General features: G+C 68.7%; 12 protein-coding genes and 2 pseudogenes. 6 read left to right on the forward strand and 8 right to left on the reverse strand.

Features of this window, described 5'->3' with window-relative positions:
- The first annotated feature begins 29 nt into the window (after positions 1-29).
- Both VF330_RS14170 and VF330_RS14175 read left to right on the forward strand, forming a co-directional pair.
- Entirely contained in the window at positions 30-554 is a 525-nt protein-coding gene (locus tag VF330_RS14170; RefSeq protein WP_330852036.1) for a response regulator transcription factor, read from the forward strand.
- A gap of 10 nt (positions 555-564) precedes the next feature.
- Positions 565-1,485 (forward strand): peptidoglycan-binding protein, encoded by a 921-nt coding sequence (locus VF330_RS14175; protein ID WP_330852037.1) that lies wholly within the window; start codon positions 565-567, stop codon positions 1,483-1,485.
- Positions 1,486-2,415: 930 nt separating this feature from the next.
- Here VF330_RS14175 and ligA read toward each other — a convergent pair.
- Genes ligA through VF330_RS14190 form a run of 3 tightly spaced genes read right to left on the reverse strand, consistent with a single transcriptional unit; the run spans position 2,416 to position 6,075 of the window.
- On the reverse strand, positions 2,416-4,410 hold the full coding sequence (ligA, locus tag VF330_RS14180; protein WP_330852038.1) for an NAD-dependent DNA ligase LigA: 1,995 nt from the start codon (positions 4,408-4,410) through the stop codon (positions 2,416-2,418).
- 58 nt (positions 4,411-4,468) lie between these two features.
- Entirely contained in the window at positions 4,469-5,269 is an 801-nt protein-coding gene (locus tag VF330_RS14185; RefSeq protein ID WP_330852039.1) for an alpha/beta hydrolase, read from the reverse strand.
- Complete coding sequence (locus VF330_RS14190; RefSeq protein WP_330852040.1) at positions 5,269-6,075, reverse strand: LLM class flavin-dependent oxidoreductase; 807 nt, start codon at positions 6,073-6,075, stop codon at positions 5,269-5,271. Before VF330_RS14190 ends, VF330_RS14185 begins: the two co-directional genes overlap by 1 nt.
- A 71-nt stretch (positions 6,076-6,146) precedes the next feature.
- On the opposite strand from VF330_RS14190, the gene VF330_RS14195 reads away from it, so the two are divergent.
- A complete protein-coding gene (locus VF330_RS14195; RefSeq protein ID WP_330852041.1) occupies positions 6,147-7,058 on the forward strand; it encodes a LysR family transcriptional regulator in 912 nt (303 codons plus the stop codon).
- 19 nt (positions 7,059-7,077) lie between these two features.
- Positions 7,078-7,608 (forward strand): SMI1/KNR4 family protein, encoded by a 531-nt coding sequence (locus VF330_RS14200; protein WP_330852042.1) that lies wholly within the window; start codon positions 7,078-7,080, stop codon positions 7,606-7,608.
- A gap of 195 nt (positions 7,609-7,803) precedes the next feature.
- Here the strand turns inward: VF330_RS14200 and VF330_RS14205 are convergent, their stop codons facing one another.
- Both VF330_RS14205 and VF330_RS14210 read right to left on the reverse strand, forming a co-directional pair.
- Entirely contained in the window at positions 7,804-9,711 is a 1,908-nt protein-coding gene (locus VF330_RS14205; protein WP_330852043.1) for a HEAT repeat domain-containing protein, read from the reverse strand.
- A gap of 194 nt (positions 9,712-9,905) precedes the next feature.
- A complete protein-coding gene (locus VF330_RS14210) occupies positions 9,906-11,399 on the reverse strand; it encodes a hypothetical protein (RefSeq protein ID WP_330852044.1) in 1,494 nt (497 codons plus the stop codon).
- Positions 11,400-11,743: 344 nt separating this feature from the next.
- Between VF330_RS14210 and VF330_RS14215 the strand changes: the two genes are divergently transcribed.
- Positions 11,744-12,028 (forward strand): DUF6959 family protein, encoded by a 285-nt coding sequence (locus VF330_RS14215; protein WP_330852045.1) that lies wholly within the window; start codon positions 11,744-11,746, stop codon positions 12,026-12,028.
- A 47-nt stretch (positions 12,029-12,075) separates the two neighbouring features.
- A pseudogene (locus VF330_RS14220) lies at positions 12,076-12,941 on the forward strand (IS5 family transposase); the annotation flags it as partial.
- On the opposite strand, the gene VF330_RS14225 reads toward VF330_RS14220, so the two are convergent.
- The 3 genes and pseudogenes from VF330_RS14225 to VF330_RS14235 form a co-directional block, all read right to left on the reverse strand.
- The gene (locus tag VF330_RS14225; RefSeq protein ID WP_330852048.1) at positions 12,942-13,184 is read right to left on the reverse strand and encodes a hypothetical protein; all 243 of its coding nucleotides are present in this window, start codon (positions 13,182-13,184) and stop codon (positions 12,942-12,944) included.
- A gap of 200 nt (positions 13,185-13,384) precedes the next feature.
- Positions 13,385-13,867, reverse strand: a complete 483-nt coding sequence (locus VF330_RS14230) for a hypothetical protein (RefSeq protein WP_330852046.1) — start codon at positions 13,865-13,867, stop codon at positions 13,385-13,387.
- 115 nt (positions 13,868-13,982) lie between these two features.
- Positions 13,983-14,205 (reverse strand): annotated as a pseudogene (locus tag VF330_RS14235) (hypothetical protein); the annotation flags it as partial.

The raw sequence follows: 14,205 nt of genomic DNA on the forward strand, positions 1-14,205 counted from the left end.
AAATACGGTCCGTGGCCGAGCGTCGGGCCGTGCGCAAAATCCACGTCGTGCTGTCCCTGCGGAGCACGTTGCTGACCGACAAGATCCTGATGCGCCTGGCCGCCGCTCCCTGGGCGCTCCCCGGCACCCCCGCCGACGTGTCCGTCGTCGACGAGTCCGAGGCGATCGGACCGGGGACCGTGGCGGTGCTGTCGTCCCCCGCCGCCGTGGAGGGCCTCGTGCGGCTCGGCGTGACCGGGCTCGTGCTCGCCGACGACCCGGTGGAGGACGTCGTGCGCGCGGTCCACGACGTGCACCGGTTCGGCGGCTGGGTGTCGCCCCGGTTGGTGCCGGCGCTGCTGCCCGGTCCCCCGCCGGCGTCGCTGACCTCGCGCGAGCGCGAGACGTTGCGGCTGCTGGCCGACGGCTGGGAGAACGCCGAGATCGCCGCGGCCATGTTCATCACCGTGAGCGCGGTGAAGTACCACGTGTCGAACCTGCTGAGGAAGTTCGGCTGCCGCGACCGCACACAACTGGTCTCACGACTAGGGCGGCCGCTGTCCGCGCGTTCCTAGCGTGCACGGCATGAGAATCCTCGCTGCCGCCCTGATGTCGCTCTTCGTCCTGATAGGACTCGTGAGCCCGGCCCAGGCGGCCCTGCCGTCGTGGCCGAACGTCAAGTCCGGCGCCACCGGCGACACCGTCCGCAGCGCCCAGCACCTGCTGCGCCACCGCGGCTACGACATCAGCGCCGACGGCGAGTTCGGCCCGGCCACCGAGGCCGCGGTCAAGCGGTTCCAGAGCGCCAACGGCCTGTCCTCCGACGGCCAGATCGGCCCGAACACCTGGCCCAAGCTGATCGTCAGCGTCAAGCAGGGCAACAACAGCGAGGCCGTCAAGGCCGCCCAGGTGCAGCTCAACCGGTACGGCTACAACCTGTCGGTCGACGGCGACTTCGGCGGCGGCACGCACAGCGCCGCCGTCGCGTTCCAGAGCTCGAAGGGCCTGTCCGCCGACGGCGAGGTCGGCCCGAACACCTGGCAGACCCTGGTCGGCGGCTCCGGCTCCGGCGGCGGGGGCGGCACCTACAGCCTGCCGCTGTCGAAGGGCGCCCTGCCGCGCAGCGAGTACGACGACCCGCACCACGACTACCCGGCCATCGACCTGCCGGTGAACAACGTCCCCGCCTACGCCATGGTCACCGGCACCGCCTACCGCATCAACGAGCCCAGCGGCTGCGGCAACGGCCTGCGGATCGTGAAGAGCGGCGTCGACTACATCTACTGCCACTTCTCCAGCTGGTCCGTGTCGAACGGCACCGCGGTGACGGCCGGTCAGCGCGTCGGCACCACGGGCAACACCGGCAACTCGACCGGCCCGCACCTGCACATCGCGATCAAGATCAGCGGCACGTCGTACTGCCCGCAGAACTTCCTGCTCGCCCTCTACGACGGCCGCACGCCGCCCGCGCCGTCGTCGCTGCCGAGGACCGGCTGCTTCTACTGATCGGCGCCGTACAGCAGGCCGGTGGCTCGCGGCCACGTCTGGACGCGCCGGGAGGTCCGCCGTTCCGTGAGAGACCACACAGATCATCGGCGAAACACTTCGACCCCCTGCGCCGTTGTAGAGGGTGTCGGTGCGGTTCGTGTCCCCCGGGCCTCACCTCAAAGCCTTCGCGGAAGACCGTCCGGCTGGTGCCGCGTCGAGCCACTCGCCGAGAGGCGACCGCCGTGCCGACATCTCCACACTCGCCCTCAGACCGCCCATCTCCCCCCGATGGCCGGTCTGAGGGCGTCCTGAGGAACGTCTCCGGGCCGCACTCCCCCCAGCGGCCCGGAGACGTTCGCCGGACGCCCCCAGGCTGCCGTCCTCCCCCAGGCAGCATGGGGGCTTCCACTTCTCTTGACAGGTAACGGTTTCGCCGGCCGCCGACGGGGTGACAGACCGCACAGGCAGCGGGGAACACTGCGGGTCCTCCGGCCGTTGAACGAGGTGGTCGGTGTGGAACGAGTCCCCGGGCCCCAACACACATCGCCTTCGCGGAAGACCGTCCGGCTGGTACCGCGTCGAGCCACTCGCCGAGAGGCGACCGCCACACCGACCCCCGAAGCCACGCCCTCGAACTGTTCACCCCCAGGCGGTTCGAGGGCCTTCCTCCTTCCGGTGGAACCGGAAGCCGTTGCGCCGACAGGGTTCCACGCACGACAGCGGTGACCGACCACACAGATCACCGGGAAACACAACGGAACCCCGCGCCGTTGAACCAGACGGTCGGTGCGGAACGAGTCCCCGGGCCCCACCACAACGCCCTCGCGGAAGACCGTCCGGCTGGTACCGCGTCGAGCACCTCGCCGAGAGGCGACCGCCGCACCGGCCACCCCACACCTGCCCCCAGGCTGCCGCTCTCCCCCGTGCAGCGTGGGGGCTTCCCGCATCTCAGGCGACGCCCGCGGCGATCAGCTTCTTCCAGATCTCGCTCTGGTCGACGACCTCGACGCCGAGCTTCTCCGCCTTCGTCAGCTTGCTCGCGCCCACGCCCTCGCCGGTGATCAGCAGGTCGGTGGTCGCCGAGACCGAGGAGGCGGCGGTGGCGCCCGCTCGTTCGCACATCTTCTGGAACGCCGGGCGGGTGACCTTCTCGCCCGAGCGCGGGTCGCTGATGGAGCCGGTGATCACGACCGACTTGCCCTCCAGGGGCGCGCCGGCGACGACGACCGGGGGCAGGTCCTCCTCGCGGACCTCCAGCGAGACACCGCGCTCCCGCAGGCGGTCGATCTCCGGGCGCAGGCGGGCCAGGTGGGCGTTCAGGGACTCCGCCACCTTCTGGCCGATGTCCTCGACGGCCACGAGCTTCTCCACACCCGCGTCGGCGACCTCCTCCAGGGAGCCGAAGCCCGCGCGGCACAGGCGGGCCGCGGTGCCCTCGGAGGCCATCGGGATCGACAGGCCGATCAGCGCGCGGCGCAGGCCCACGGAACGGCTGCGGTCGATCGACTCGATCATGCGGGTCGCGGAGACCTCGCCGACGCGGTCGAACTCCAGCAGGCGTTCCTTGGTGAGGGTGTAGAAGTCCGACGGGTTGACCAGGTCGCCGGTCTCGGCGAGGCGCTCGATCCACACCTGGCCGATGGCGTCGATGTCGGCGGCCGCGCGGGAGGACCAGTGGATCAGGCGGCGCACGGTCTGGGCCGGGCAGACGGAGTTGGTGCAGAACAGCTCGCGGCTGTTGCCCTGCTCCGTCAACGGTTGCGCGCACGACGGGCACGACGAGGGCGGCACGATCTCGCGTTCGTCGCCGGTGCGCTTCGACTCGTCGAGCACGCCCGCCACGAACGGGATCACGTCGCCCGCGCGGCGCACGAGCACGGTGTCGCCGATCTTGATGCCCCTCGACCGGATGACCTCCTGGTTGGCCAGGGTCGCCCGCGTGACGGTGGTGCCGCCCACGAACACCGGCTCCAGCCAGGCGACCGGGGCGATCTTGCCGGTCTTGCCGACGTCCCACCTCACGTCCAGCAGGACCGTCGTCTTCTCCTCGGCCGCGAACTTGTAGGCGATGGCGCCGCGCGGCGAGGACGAGCGGGTGCCCGCGGCGGCGAACGCGTCGCGGTCGGCCAGGCGCAGCACCGCGCCGTCGAGGTCGTAGTCGAGCGAGTTGCGGGCCGTCTCGATCCCGCCGATCAGCTCCTGCGCCTGCGCCGCGCTGGCGCAGTGCCGCATCTCGGCCACGCTGAAGCCGAGCTTGCGCAGGCCCGCGTCGAGGTCGGAGTCGGCGCTCTCCGGCTCGGTCGTGAGGTCGAACGCGAAGAACTGCATGCGCCGGCCCTCGACGGCCTTCGGGTCCTTGGCGCGCAACGTGCCGGCGGCGGCGTTGCGCGGGTTGATCAACGGCTTGTCCGGGTGGACCTTGTTGTACTCGTCGAACGTCGAGCGCAGCATCACGCACTCGCCGCGCACCTCGACGCGGCCGGGAGCGTCCACTTTGTCCGGCACGCCGTCGCACAACGCGCGCGTCAGGAACGTGACGTCGTCGCCCGTCGTGCCGTCGCCGCGCGTCACGGCCCGCGCCAGGCGGCCGTTCTCGTACACCAGCGCCAGCGACAGGCCGTCGAGCTTCGGCATGACGACCACGGGCTGGCCGGGGAACCGGGCGAAGAACGACTCGACCTGCTCCGGCTTGTTCGCCTTCTCCAGCGACAGCATCGGCCGCGAGTGCCGCACGGGCGCGTGCAGCACCGATGGCGCGCCCACGTGGTCGAGCGGGTTGTCCTCCGGCGCCAGCTCCGGGTGCTCCGCGACCAGCCCGCGGAACTCGTCCTCGACCGCGTCGTACTCGGCGTCCGCCACGAGCGGCTCGCCCTGGTAGTACGCGTCGCGCAGCTCGACGATCCGCGCGGCGAGCTCCTGAATCCGGTCCCCGGCAGCACTCATGGAAGGGACGGTACCCGGCACCCCTGACAATTTTCGTGCAGTCGCGATCGAGCGTCGCTCAAGCCGCGGTGTGCCGCACGAGCGCGTCGATGAAGACGGGCCACACCGGACGCGGCACGTCGTGGCCGGCGGCCTCCAGGACGAGCAGCGACGCACCGGGCACCGCGTCCCGCACAGCCTCGCCGTGTGCCAAGGGGTAGACGGGATCCAACGATCCATGCACCACCAGAACCGGTGCCGTCAAATCACCGAAACCGCCGCCGGGACCGTCGAACTCGATGAGGAAGTGGTTGGTCATCGCCGACTGGATGTTCACCGTTCGCGCCACGTCCTCCACGGCCAGCCGGCGCACCGCGTCCTCGTCGAAGTAGGGCGATGAGCCGGCGTACGCGCGCAGCACCGTCACGATGTTCTCCACTTCGGACGGTGACCGCACCGACGACGCCGCCAGGAACCCGGGAGACATCGGCGGCAACGAAGGATCACCCGTTGTGGTGCACACGAACGTCAGCGACGCCACCCGATCGGGGTGGTCGACGCCGAGCCCCAGCGCGACCGCGCCGCTCATCGACCGCCCGACCACGTGTGCCCGCGCCACGCCCAGCCCGTCCAGGACACCCACGGCGTCGAGGACAAGGTCCGACAGCGAGTACCCCGGCTCCCCCGGCGGGTAGCTGGTCGACAACCCCGTGTCACGGTTGTCGTAACGGATGACGAACCGCCCGCGCGCCGCGATCGCCTCGCACAGTTCCTCCTCCCACCACAACATGGACGCGCACGCGCCGTGGATCAGCAACACCGCCGGGTCGGAAGGTTCCCCGAACGTCTGAACGCACAACTCCACTCCGTTGACCCGCATCACCGCACCGCCGGTCCGTCACGCAGCACGCCCCGCACGTGGTCGAGCGACAGCGACGCGGGATCGAACGCGGTCAGTCCCCACGTCGCCCCAGCCGCGACGTACGGCGCGACATCGGCCCCTGGCTCGACCTCGCACACGTAGTCGAACGGCCCGTCACCCGACCGCAGCGCCTCCACTTGCCCCACCGCGTCGGCGAACTGCCCCGCGGACGACAGGTTCACCGGGAAGAACCCGTCCAGCCGGGCCGCACGGCGCATCGGCCGCGCGTTGCCGGGAAACCCGGCCGCCCACACCGGCACACCAGGCCGTTGCACGGGACGAGGAAGGAACGTCACACCGTCCACTGTGTAGTGCTCGCCGCGGAACCGCACCACCTCACCCGACCACGCCGCCCGCAGGACCTCCAGCGACTCGTCGAGCATCCGCCCGCGCACACGGTCGTCGCACTCCTCCCCGAACCGCGAGAACTCCCCCGCGAACCGGTCGCTGCCGAGCCCCACCCCGAGCACGAGCCGCCCACCGCCGAGCACGTCCAGCGACGCCGTCTCACGGGCGAGCTTCGCGGGCCGGCGCCGCGTGACCGCCGAGACCATCGGCCCGAACCGCAGCCGTTCGGTGGCCGTCGCGACGGCGGCCAGCGTGATCCACGGATCGGCCACGTGCGTCACCGGCGCACGCCACCGCACGTGGTCCCAGACGAACACCCCGTCCCAGCCCACCTCCTCCGCCTCCGCGGCGAGCCGGGCGACCACCAGCGGGTCGGCGAGGCAGTCGAAGAGCGGCAACCAGAGCGCACATTTCATGCCGGCAACGCTAGGAATCACAGAGCATTAACAAAAGCGATAGATTCTGCTCAACTAAACAAGGCACACTTATGTTCGTGCTGGACCTCCGCCACCTCGCCACCCTCGATGCCGTGGCCACCGAGGGCACGTTCGGCCGCGCCGCCGACCTCCTCGGCTACACGCAGTCGGCCGTGAGCCAGCAGATCGCCGCACTGGAACGAGCCGTCGGCGGCACCGTCTTCGACCGCCCCGGCGGTCCAAAACCCGTCCGCCTCACCCCACTCGGCGAGGTGCTCCTGACCCACGCCCGCGACCTGCTGGCCCGCGCCGCCGCCACCGACGACGCCGTGGAACGGTTCAAGGCCGGCGAGGGCCGCGTGGACATCGGCACGTTCCAGAGCGTCACGAACGTCATCCTGCCGACCGTCGTGCGCCGGCTGCTGGACGAACAGCCCGCCGCCGACATCCGCCTGTTCGAGGAGGAGACCGACCACCCCAGCACCGAGGGCCTGGACCTGGTGTTCTTCGACGGCAAGCTGCCCGGCGACGTGGAACAGACCAAGATCCTCGACGACCCGTACGTCCTCGTCGCCCGCAAGGGCCAGTTCCCCACCGGCCCGGTGCCGCTAGAAGCACTCGACAGCGCCGCGATGGTCGCCCAGCCGGCGATCTGCGACCAGGCACGCGTAGAACGCGTCTACGCCGAGGCGGGCGTGCGACCGCTGATCGTGTTCCGCACAGCCGACAACCGCGGCGTGATCTCGATGGTGCGCGCCGGCATGGGCCTCGCCGTGATGCCCACGCTGGCTTTGGACCTCCAGCCCGACGACGTGCTGTGCACACACGAGCTCTCGCCTGCGCTGGCGCCACGCGAGATCTACCTGGCGTGGCAAGCGAACCGAACGCTTTCTCCGCTCGCCGCGCGCGTCATCGAACTGACTCGGGAGGCCGTGCGGGATCCCCAGAGGCCCGGCCGATCCCATGACATGCTCGGATCGTGAGCGAAGGGATTTGGGGGTCGTGACAGTGCCGACGGAGTTCCCGCAGTGGCCCGATCTCATCGCCGAGATGTGCCTGCTTCGACGCCGTGTGAACGAGGTGGACGCAGACTACGAGTGGACGGTTCCGCACGCCCCGGCCACTCCCGAACAGTTGGACGCCGCGGAGCGCAGACTCGGCTTCCCGCTCGACCCGCAGCATCGCGCGTTCCTCGGCTCCGGCGACGGCTGGCCAGGCTTCTACCTGGACAACACCCTTTTGAGCGCGGAGCAGATCGGCGAGGGCTTCGCGTGGGACGCCCTCACCGAAGCGTTGGACGCGTTCTACGGCGAGCTGGGCGATCCTTCTGCGGTGCCGCCGAAGGAGGAGATCTACCCGATCACGTTCGACCAGGGCGGCGGCAGCATCTTCGCGATCTGGACTCAGGGACCAATCGTGAACGGCGGACACCCGGTGCTGTGGCTGCCGTGGCCGGATACGGAACCGTACGACAACTTCTTCGACTTCTACCGCATGGTGTACCAGGAGTACCTGGCCGAACTGCCCAGCTGAAGTGCGGGGCCGCCTTCACTGAAGCCTCGGTCCAGCAGCACTCGGTGGCGCCGGGCACCCGCTCATCGGCGAAGGTGCGCTCTGGCAACGCGATCAGCGGCCTAAGCGGATGTTTGAACCTACTCGGTGACTTAGTCGATCTTGCTGTCGTGAAATCGAGGATGACAATTTGTTTATTCGTACTCGACCGGGTGCTCAGTGCAGTACCGCGAACGCGGCGGCTCGGACTTGTTCATCCTCGGTGAAGGCGCGCCATCCTCCGGAGGAGGTGATCCGCTGCGGGTTGTCGATGATGGCTTGAGCTGTCGAACGGATGCGATCGTCGGTCACGCCGATGTCGAGCAGGTGGTGCAGGGCGACGGTGCGGACAGGTAGACCGTTGCCCTGCGCGAGAGGTTGTGCAAGCTCGACGAGAACGTCTACGGCGTCGGTTGGGTCGCCGGTGACTTGCCACAGGGAGTGAGCGGCCTCGGCCCGTGTCCATTCGTCGCTGGAGCGGGTCAATGCACGTAGAGCGTCGGCGCACAAGGCTGCGTCAGGGCCGAGGTCACCGACCAACGCGATGGTGGTGGGCCAGAGCTCGGGCCGGCTCAACTGGTGGGTCAACGCGGTGAGGCCGAGATCGGGGTCGGCGCCGGTGCGCCACAGTGCCCACGCCACAGTGGGCGTGTCCACGTCACCAAGCAGGGTCCGCGCGGCGTCCGCGGCCGCGGGGCCGAGGCACCCCATCGCTTTCGCGGCCAGAGCCCGGAGCTTCTCGTCGGCTGCCGCGTCCACGACGGCCGGTAGAGCGGAGACAGCGTCCAGGCCCCAGGCTTCGACCACATGGCAGAGGTTTCGGGCGAGGTCCCGTCGAGTGGCGAGCGGGCCGAGGAGAACGTCAGCGTGGTGGCGTAGCGGAATCAGCACCTCGCAGATGGCCGGTTGACCCAGCATCAGCACGTCCCGTGTGAAATAGCCGCGCGTTGTGCTGAAACCCAGTCGGTCACCGGACAGCCGGTCCACCAATCCGGGCAGGCAGCCCGGGTTGGTCTGCCGGGCCAGCGCCCACACCGCCGCATCGCCGACAGTGGTCCTCGTGCGGGACACCCGTGGCGCGGAGTCTGCGGTGAGGGTGATCAGCTGATCAGCGTGCTCGGCTGCGTCCGTGCCGAGGCACGCCAGCAAGGCCGCCGCGCGGTAGCGGACCTCGGGCGCGTCATCGCCGAGACTTCCGGTCAGCAACGGCAGGAAGCCGCCGGTGGCGGTGCGCCACCGGGAGAGCACCTGCTGGGCCTGTCCGAGGGCGGCCGCGCGTCCTTGAGGGTTGCTGTCGCGGGCTGCCCCGATGGCGAAACCGGTGGCGGCGACCGGATCTTCAAGAAGCAGGTCACCGGTCGTGCGCACGATCGTGGCCGGTGTGCCACCGATCCACGCGGAGTCCTGCGACAGTGCGGCGCCGGGGTCCAGCACCGCCCGCACCAGCAAGTCGACCCGGCGTGTCGCGACGGTCTTGTCGGACTCGGCCAATGCGTGCACGGCGGCAAGGCACAACTGGAGATCGTCGTCGTTCAGCAACCCGACCAGTTCGGCGCGCAGCGTCTCATCCGACGTCCAGGTGCACACCGCACCCAAGGCGAGCACCAGGTCGATCTGAGTGACGCGGTCGGTCTCCACCGCCCACCGTTCGCGCAGCGCCACTACCGAGTCCGGATGCCGGATGCCATCTGCGACAAGCAAGGTCGCTTGACGACGAACGAGTGAGTCCGGGTCGTCCAGCAACGCCAGCAATTGAGGCCTGGCGGTCTCCAGCGCGGGGAACCACCCGTGATCCACGAACTCGCTGGACACGGTGACAGCTGTGCGAGCCAGTCGGCCGATCAAGTCGACCACCTCGTGCCGATCGTGCACAGCACTGTCCGAGGCGAGATCCGTCAGCATTGGCAACGCCGCCGACGCGGCGGAACAGACCCAGCCACCTTGGTGGTAGAGCTTGTTGAACAGGTCGGCGAACGCATCGCAGGCGCTGTCGGCGTCGGGGTCCGCGCACGCACGCAGCAGGTTCGGGATGTCTGAGGCGTCCCCATAGTTGTGTGTCAGATCAGACCAGACGATGTCCCCCATTGCGAGAACTCTAGTCAAGAAGAGTTCGCGAGAGGCAGGACCTCGCGCACGGCGACCGCACAGGGCTGTGGCTTGTCGGGCGTTCGTCGTGACCGCGATCAAGCAACGCGGTCAGCGGCGTGAGCGGATAAGGCCTTTGAGGTATCCAGCCCGGCATTGACACCTGCGGAGGAGGGAAAGCGGCGCAGTGTCCCTCAGCTGGTGGCGAGCAGCTGTTCCATGTCTTCGACGGGAAGGGCGGGGTTGCCGGCGGCGCCTTCGCGCAACAGGGGGTCGGGGTCGGACAGGAGTTGCTGAACGCGGTCGTGGGAGAGGTTGGGGTTGCCGGCGGCAGCGCGGCGCACGTTGGCAACCGGGTCGGCCACCAGTCTGAGCGCGAGCTCGGGCGGCAGATCAGGACGAGAGGCGATCGCCTCCCGGTCCCGGGAACTGCCATTGGCCGCGTGGTCAAGTACGGCCTCGGCGGGCAGCCGAGGGTGACGGAGCAGGTCCCGGCGGCTGTGGCCGTGCCAGCGTTCCAGCAGGTCGACCAGCGCTGTTGAAGGGACGTCGGAGTAGCGTTCGCAGATCAGCAGCCGGGTGACGAAGTCCGGGTCTTCGGCGAGGCGGCGGATGGCGTCTTGTGGCAAGTCGGGAGACAAGGCCACGGTGCGGCGGAACGCGGGGTTGGGGTGGTCGAGGTAGGAGAGTCGTTCGTCCAAGCCTGCGTGACCGGGAAGTAGCGAAGCTGCCGTGGGAAGGGGCTCGTCGTCCTCACTGGCCGCGATCAAGCGTCGACGCAGACCATCAGGCAGTTCGACACGACGCAGCAGTTCCCGGTGGACTTCAGGATCCTCGGTGGCGACGAGCTCTTCGAGAATCGGCAAGGGAAGACAGCGATTGCCCGCGAGCGCAGCGCCCAGGTCGGCGTTGTCCAGAAACGCCCGCATCTGCTCGGTCGGGAGGCTGGGATTGCGGGCGAGCGCTTCGTGCATGTCCGGCAATGCCAGCAGGCGCGCCAGCAGCGATGGGGTCAGTTCAATCAACTCGACTGCTTTTTGCCGGTAGTACGCCGAGTCTTGCTGGAAGACCGTGGCCAACTCCGCTGAGACCATGGCTTCCGGTGGGTGAACGGCCGCCGTCATCAGGGCAGCCTGGCGCACCGCGCGATCGGTATCACCCATGAGCTGCTGGAGCACTGCGGGTGACAGGTCGCGCAGAGCGGCGCAGCGGCGGACCTCCGGATCGGCGTCGCCGGCCAGCACGGCGCGGACATCCTGCGGGGCATGGCGGTTCCTTGCCACGGCTGCCCGCACCGATGGCATCGCATCCGCAGCCAAGCGGCGGTAGACCGCGACGGGCAGGCATGCCGCTGTGACCGGGCGGGCACGCGGAAGGTCGACCCAGGAACCAGGCCAGGCTGCGACCTCGACCCGCACGATCGTTTCCATGTCCCTGCCCAGCGCACACCGGATCTCCTCAGGTGTGGACGGGTGGGCGGCCAAGCGCCGCCGAAGCTCGGTTTCCGGGTGTCCCGCCAGTACCTCTGCCACCTCCGGTGGGACGTGTGCACGGCCAAGCAGCGCGCATGACAAGGCGAAGGAATCATTGCGCTGGTGGACGGCCAATCGCAGCAGCACTGACAGGGGCGCTGCTGGATTGGCGGCCAAGCCGCACAACACCGCCGGATTCGGGCCCTGCTTGTTCACGCGCCCTATCCTTCCGGACCCACAGGACCAGCGCGATCTATTTCCTGCGAGGCGCGCTAATGGACTGCTCACTTGGTGTCCGCCAGACCTCGTCACCGCTCATCGGCATGAGCGTGCTCAGTCAACACGATCAGCGGCACGAGCGGACGTTCGTGTCGCCGGTTCGACGGGCGAGGACCTTTGGCTCGTGATCATCACCTGGATCGAAGTGGCTTCGAATGCCGCGGGACCCCAAGCCTCCCGAGCCAGGTTGCTCCCACCGGATACGAAACAATCCTGTCCACGCCGGCCAGGCAGGCTGCGAGACTACAAGGCGAACCCAGCAACACTTTGCGCTCACAGGGATGACAGTGGACAAATTGATCGAAACCGCTGAGGTGCTGGCGACGACCGGGAACTTCGCCGTGGTTCAGCTGCCCGGCAGGAACTTTCCTGCTGCGGCGATCCAGGGAGATTCCTTGAGCATGCTCCGAGACACGGTCAAGGAGCTTTCCGAGTGCATCGCCGGTGGCGATCTCGACGAGGCCAGGTATCCGCTCGCGGAGATCGAGTCCGTCATTTCGGCGATGATGTCCACGTACGAGGACGCTGCCCGGGTATGTGGATTCACACTGCCTTACGCGACCTAAGGCCTGTCCTCAAAGCTGATTGCTCTGACGTGGTTTGATCTTGTGTCGTGGTGTGCGGGCATGAGCTGACTGACGAGCAGTGGCAGCTATTGTTGCCGGTCTCGGGCTCGAAAGGGCGTCCTCGGGTGGATGACCGGCGTGTGATCAACGGGATGCTGTTCAAGGCCAAGACCGGGGTCGTGGCGTGATCTGCCGGAGCGGTGTGGGCCGTGGAAGACGGTCTACAACCGGTTCTGGTGCTGGTCGCGCAACGGCACCCTGACCATGTTGGTGACGAAGGTGCGAGTGATCGCGGAGGCGATCGACGAGCTGGACCGGGAGGTCTCGGTCGATTCCAGCATCGTGCGCGCTCATCAGCATGCGGCCGGTGGCCGCCGCCGCACAGCCGCACACAGGGGGCGAGCGGGTCGCGTGGCGGGCAGACCGAACCAGATGATCATGCTGTCGGCAGGTCTCGTGGCGGCCCTTCCACTGAGATCCACCTTGCCTGCGACGGCCACGGCTGCCCACTCGCAACCGTCTTGACCGGTGAAAACACCACGACTGCACCATGTTCGACACCGTGCTGGCGGGCGTGTGGTTCCCGTTCGCGCGGCCCGGCGGACTCGCCACACGCCCGGCGCGGGTGATTGCGGACAAGGGCTACTCCAGCAAGTCCATTGGCGCTCACCTGCGCCGCCGCGGCATTTCGGCCACCATCCCCGAACGCCGCGACCAACACGCCAACCGCGTCCGCCGCGGCCGGACCGGAGTTCGTCCACCCGCGTTCGATCCTGTGACCTACAAGCGCCGCAACGTCGTTGAACGCCGCTTCAACCGGCTCAAACAGTTCCGTGCGATCGCGACCCGCTACGACAAGACTGCCCTGTCCTACCAAGCCATGATCGACCTGGCCACCCTCACCCTCTGGCTTTCAGAACGGGCCCTGGCGCGTCAGCCGTTCGGCGTCCTCGGCGGTGATCGGCAGCAGGTGCCCGCGCTTGTGCTGGTCCCGGACGTCCTGGTAGGTCCAGGTCGTCCGCCAGCCCTCCGGCGTGCAGGACTCCTCCTGGTCCAGACCGGTCGGGCTCTTCCAGGTCCGGATGACCTCGCGGGCGGCGTCCACCGAGGACTCGCCTTCGGAGAGCCAGGCCCAGTACCGGTACTCGGGTTCCACCAGAACCTCATCTCGTGTGTGGGAGGACGTGCCCCCGGCCGCGGGGCCGGAGGCACGTCCAGTGTGACGGGCGGTCAGACGCCCTTCTCGTCGATCAGGATCGCCCCGACCGGTCGGGGCACGTCGGCCCAGAGCTGCTTGCGCCTCGCGTCCAGCTTCTCGTAATCCTCCTTGAGCGACACGAGCTTGTCCGCCTTCTGCTACGGCGTCAGCGACGGGTCGTTCTCGACCACGGTCTGCGCCGCGCGATTCGACCGGCGGGACTCGTAGTTCGGGGTCTCGAGCGACTTGGCGATAACACCCTCCGGGGTGTGGAACTGAACCTCGAACAGCACCCCGTCCGGGCCCTTGTACGTGACGTTGATGCCGGGGTAGCCCGCAGTAGCGCCGCCGGCATCCATGTTGCGCTTCCAGAAGTTCTTCAGCTTCACCAGCTCGAAGCGCTTCTCCAGCTCGATCATCGCAATCAACGCCTTGGTGGCGTAGTCCTTGGTCTCGTACACCAGCGTGTACCGCACCGAGTCGTTCATCTCGGGCGCGACCTGGGCGATGGTCTTGCGCGGGTCACCCGGCCTGCCCGGCTGCAGCTCCTCGAAGAGCTTGCGCTTGTAGGACTCGGGAGACTTGGTCTCCTTGCCCTCGCCCATGCGCATGCCGCCGGTCCGGTCGCGGACCTCCAGCACGCCGTCGGTGATCTCCTGGTACGACCGGCACCGGCGCGGCAGCAGGCGCCAATTCGTTCCGCTATGTCGTTGGCTACACGCTCAAGGGCGGTCTGACGCTGTTCGACTACCGCTACTACAACTCCTCGTGGGGCCACTTCACCGCCCCGGACCCGATCGGCGCCTGCACCCAGTCGGAGTTCGAGAGCGACCTCAGTGTCATCTCCAGCTTCGCGGGGATCGGCACGGCGATCGGCGCTGGAGGCGGTGTCCTCGGTTGCGTCCTCGGCCCGGTCGGCTGCGCCACCGGTGCCGGCGTCGGGGCGGGAGTCGGTGCCGGGCTCGGTGCGGTCGCCGGA

This window comes from Lentzea sp. (genome assembly GCF_036380075.1).
Taxonomy (GTDB): domain Bacteria; phylum Actinomycetota; class Actinomycetes; order Mycobacteriales; family Pseudonocardiaceae; genus Lentzea.